Origin of the sequence: Streptomyces sp. SID5785 (assembly GCF_009870065.1) — a bacterium.
Taxonomy (GTDB): domain Bacteria; phylum Actinomycetota; class Actinomycetes; order Streptomycetales; family Streptomycetaceae; genus Streptomyces.
This window is the reverse complement of record NZ_WWIA01000086.1, coordinates 1-4072: the sequence shown is the minus strand read 5'-3', so window position 1 is coordinate 4072 and position 4072 is coordinate 1. Positions and strand designations below refer to the sequence as shown.

5 protein-coding genes are annotated in these 4072 nt (G+C 71.9%); 1 reads left to right on the top strand and 4 read right to left on the bottom strand.

The annotated features are described in order from the left end of the window. Positions 1 to 75: 75 nt before the first annotated feature. Positions 76 to 414, bottom strand: a complete 339-nt coding sequence (locus GTW43_RS02830; RefSeq protein WP_161299953.1) for a hypothetical protein — start codon at positions 412 to 414, stop codon at positions 76 to 78. Between the two features lie 268 nt (positions 415 to 682). On the opposite strand from GTW43_RS02830, the gene GTW43_RS02825 reads away from it, so the two are divergent. Next, positions 683 to 1606, top strand: a complete 924-nt coding sequence (locus GTW43_RS02825; RefSeq protein ID WP_161299952.1) for an RNA polymerase sigma-70 factor — start codon at positions 683 to 685, stop codon at positions 1604 to 1606. A 184-nt stretch (positions 1607 to 1790) separates the two neighbouring features. Here the strand turns inward: GTW43_RS02825 and GTW43_RS02820 are convergent, their stop codons facing one another. The 3 genes from GTW43_RS02820 to GTW43_RS02810 all read right to left on the bottom strand — a co-directional run bounded on the left by GTW43_RS02820 (position 1791) and on the right by GTW43_RS02810 (position 3807). Further along, entirely contained in the window at positions 1791 to 2405 is a 615-nt protein-coding gene (locus tag GTW43_RS02820) for a TetR/AcrR family transcriptional regulator (protein WP_161299951.1), read from the bottom strand. A 135-nt stretch (positions 2406 to 2540) separates the two neighbouring features. Beyond that, positions 2541 to 3206: a deoxynucleoside kinase gene (locus tag GTW43_RS02815; RefSeq protein ID WP_161299950.1), complete on the bottom strand. Its 666-nt coding sequence runs from the start codon at positions 3204 to 3206 to the stop codon at positions 2541 to 2543. A 145-nt stretch (positions 3207 to 3351) separates the two neighbouring features. Further along, the gene (locus GTW43_RS02810) at positions 3352 to 3807 is read right to left on the bottom strand and encodes a VOC family protein (protein ID WP_161299949.1); all 456 of its coding nucleotides are present in this window, start codon (positions 3805 to 3807) and stop codon (positions 3352 to 3354) included. Between the last annotated feature and the right edge of the window lie 265 nt (positions 3808 to 4072).

Sequence of the window (4072 nt, the reverse complement as noted above, 5' to 3'; positions counted from 1 at the left end):
CGACCTGCGGGCGCCGGGCCTGAGGGCGACCGGGCCCCGGCGTCCGTCGACAGGCGGGACGCGGTGCGCGCGCCCCTACGCCCAGGCGACCGCCACGACCACCGCGGCCGCCGTCGTCGTGGCCACGGCGTAGAAGGCCCAGGCGGCTCTGTTGCGCATCCCGAGCAGCGCGATCAGCGCCACCAGGACGTCGAGGGCGAGCTTCACGGCCATCTTCGCGTGCGGCACCGGCAGGTCGAGCGCCAGGCGGGTCCCGATGAGGCCCGCGCCGGTGACCAGTTGCACGACCGCACTGGTCACCATGTATCCGCCGGTCACCGGGTCCTTGCCGCGCAGCTGGTAGAAGATGCCCCCCAGGATCGCGGCGAATCCGAAGAGGTGGAAGACGAGGAACACGTACCGCAGGACGTTCATGGCAGTGGGCTTTCTGTCGGTGAGGCGGAGGGAGGGGCTGGGTGATCCACGGCGCGGTGTTCGTCGGCGACTCCTTGGGGTGGGTACTTCCGGACACGGGACGAGGCACCGGCGCGGCCTGTGACATCGCCGGGCCGGCGCCGAGCAGGACAGTGGCCGCGAGGGCGCGACGGCGCGCACCGGATTCCGCGAAACGCCCCAGGCCGGCGCCGCGGATGCCATGATCCTCTCCGGTGCTCGCACACGGGGTGATCAGGGGGATCAAAGGGTGGACGGAGCCGAGGAGTTCGAGGAACTGCGGCCACTGCTGTTCTCGATCGCGTACCGCATGCTGGGCAGCGTCGGCGAGGCGGAGGACGCGGTGCAGGAGACGTGGCTGCGCTACGCCGCCTCGTCCGTCCGGCCGGTCTCGCTCAAGGCCTACCTGTCGACGACGGTGACCCGTATCTCGATCGACGTGCTGCGTTCCGCCCGGGTCCGTCGTGAGGCGTACCCGGGGACGTGGCTGCCCGAGCCGCTGCTCGACGACCCGTACGAGGATCCGGCGCGCGCGGTGGAGCTCGCCGAGTCGCTGTCGGTGGCGGCGCTGCTGCTCCTGGAGCGGCTCAGCCCGCTGGAGCGGTCGGTGTTCGTGCTGCGGGAGGTGTTCGCCTTCGGCTTCGACGACGTCGCCGAGGCCACCGGCCGTTCACAGGCCGCGTGCCGCCAGCTGCTCGTCCGGGCCCGGCGTCACATGGAGGAGGGACGGGCCCGGTTCGATCCGGACGAGGAGGAACGGGACGAGCTGGCGCGGCGGTTCTTCGACGCGATGGCCCGCGGGGACCTGTCGGGGCTGCAGGACCTGCTGTCCGCCGACGTCCAGCTCGTCGGCGACGGCGGGGGCAAGGCGCCGCAGCTCGCCAGGGCCGTCGCGGGCGCCGGGAACGTCGCGCGGCTGCTGGCCCGGGTGCACCCCGCGATGGCGAGCACCGGCATCACCTGTACGCCGCGGCCCGTCAACGGGCAGCCGGGGGCGGTCTTCCACGACCGCGACGGGAACGTCCTGCGCACGTTCGCGCTCGAGGTGCGGGACGGGCGGATCCACACGGTCCACTCCGTGATCAATCCCGACAAGCTCGGCCACCTCGGGCCGGTGGCCGACGCATGGGCCGTCAACCGCGAGGTGCGGCAGGCGCGTCGCCGCTCCGGGTGACCCGACGGGCCGGAAGACCCGACGGGCCGGCAGGGAACCCCGGGGAGCCGTCGCCACCGCCCGCCTCGGCCGGGCACCACGGTCAGGAGCCCTGGTGCTCCGCCACGGGGTCGGCGAGCGCCCGGTTCAGCGCGCCGAACCGAGGCAGGGTGCGGGTGTGCGGGCGGCCCCGGTCATGCGGTCGTCAGCTCCCCGTGACAGGAAGGGCGCCGTCCAGGGCGCCGGTCACGAGGCGTTCGGCGTACCCGCGGTCGATCGACAGGCCGGTGAGGAGCAGCCGGTAGTAGACGGCTCCGGCGAGCTGGTCGAACAGCACTGCGGGGTCGGTGGCGGGGTGCAGGTCGCCGCGCTCCCTGGCGCGGTCGAGCAGTCCGAGGACGAGTTCGTTGCGGCGGGCGAACATGGCCCGGACCAGTGCGCCGATGTCGGGGTGCCGGGCGGCCGCGGCGACCAGCTCGGCCACCACACCGGCCGAGGCGTCCTCCGCCTCGTCCTGCCGCCCGGCGCGCCGCATCCGATTGAGTCCCACGGCGATCTGCTCGACGTAGTCGGTGAGGTCGGCGCGGATGTCTCCGGTGTCCGGTACGGCCACCTCGTCCTGCATGCGGGCGATCACCGCGACGGCGAGGTGGTCCTTGGTGGGCCATCGTCGGTAGAGCGTCGTCTTGGCGACCCCGGCCTGCTCGGCGACCTTGTCCACGACGAAGCCGCCGTAGCCGTCCGCCATCAGCTGCTCCAGCGCCGCCCGCAGGATCCGCTCGTCCGTGTCCGCGCCGCGAGGCCGCCCTCGTTGTGCCACGCCGGCACCTCTCACTTTTCGATACGGCTGTTTCGCAAAAGGACGATAGGACGCCCTCGGGCAGGACGCAACGACCGTGGCGACATGTGAACGTGCGGCATCAGCGGGACGGGACGGCCCCGCCGGAGGTGCGGGTCATTCCGCCCCGCGCCCGCCCTGCGCCAGGGCGGCCCTGACCTCGCGGGCCACGCGGGCCGCGTCCTCGGGGTTGTTCACGACGTCGGTGTTGTTCATGTCGATGACGAGCACCTCGCTGGCCGAGTAGTGCCGGTGCACCCAGTCGTCGTAGCCGGACCAGAGCGTGCGGTAGTACTCGACGAGGCCCTCGTCCTGCTCGAACGCGCGGCCGCGCAGACCGATCCGGTGCAGCACGGTCTCGAAGTCCGCCTGGAGGTAGACCATGAGGTCCGGCGCCTTGCGGTAGGGCAGGCCGTCGATCTCGCGCATCATCTCGTCGAGCAGCCCCTCGTACACCTGCATCTCCAGGGAGCTGATCCTGCCCAGGTCGTGGTTGACCTTGGCGAAGTACCAGTCCTCGTAGATCGAGCGGTCGAGGACGTTGTCGCCCTCCTTGTACGCCTCCTTGATCGCGGCGAACCGCGTCTGGAGGAAGTAGAGCTGCAGCAGGAACGGGTACCGCTTGGCCTGGATCTCCTCGGGGGTCGCCGTGTAGAAGAGCGGCAGGATCGGGTTGTCCTCGACGCTCTCGTAGAAGACGTGGCTGCCCAGATCCTTGGCGATCAGCTCGGCGACGCTCGTCTTGCCGATCCCGATCATGCCTCCGACGCAGATCACCGGCATCCCTCGCTTCTCCCCCGGGGTCGTCTGCCCCGCGCGGACCTGCCGTCCGCGCGAGCCGCCGTGCAGCTTAGATGACGACGGCGGCGGCGCGTGCCATGGGGCCGCGGCGCCCGGCGAGGATCATCGCCTCGGCGGGGGCGGACGCTCAGTCCCGCGCGGTCTCGTCGATCGCGGGCATCGGCGGTCCGCCCGGACTCCACGCGTCGAGGAAGCCGGCCTGCCGGCCGACGTCGACGAGCTCGATCCGGGCCCCGACACTGTCCATGTGGTGGTACGCGAACGGCCGGCCGTAGGGGCATCCGGAGAAGTCCACCGGCAGGCCTTCTCCCTCCAGGCGCCGGGAGCCGCGCCGCACGTCGCTGCTCCAGAAGCCGAGGTGATCGAACCTGGCCCCCTCGGACGCGTCCCAGGGACTGCCCGGCGGCCCTTCGATGAGCTCGACGAAGGGCGGTCCGCCGGTCGTGAAGACGATGCGGTAGTCCCATGCGCCGAGGCGGTCGGACACGGGATCGCTCCACTCGACCCCGGCAGCACGCCGGAACTCGTGCATCGCGCGCTCGATGTCCGGGACGACGAAACACACATGGTAGAAGGCAGTCATGCGTCCATGATCGGTCACGCCCCGTCCGCACCCGCCGCGAAGGGCACGGCGCAGGGCCGCCGTTCACCGACGTCGTCTGTAACATCCCTGGCCGCTCACGCGTGTTGAAGGACGACAGACCCACCGGAGCCGGGCCGTGCGGACACGGCCCAGGACGCGCCCAGCCGCGGGAGGACGCATGACGACCGACGAAGCCGAGGACCCCGGCCGCACGACGGGCCCGCGCCGGGGAGCCGACGGCTTCGACGCGTTCTACACGGCCACC

Coding starts and splice junctions, on each gene's coding strand:
- GTW43_RS02830 (WP_161299953.1), bottom strand. CDS start 414: ATGAACGTCCTGCGGTACGTGTTCCTCGTCTTCCACCTCTTCGGATTC.
- GTW43_RS02815 (WP_161299950.1), bottom strand. CDS start 3,206: ATGCCGGTGATCTGCGTCGGAGGCATGATCGGGATCGGCAAGACGAGC.
- GTW43_RS02810 (WP_161299949.1), bottom strand. CDS start 3,807: ATGACTGCCTTCTACCATGTGTGTTTCGTCGTCCCGGACATCGAGCGC.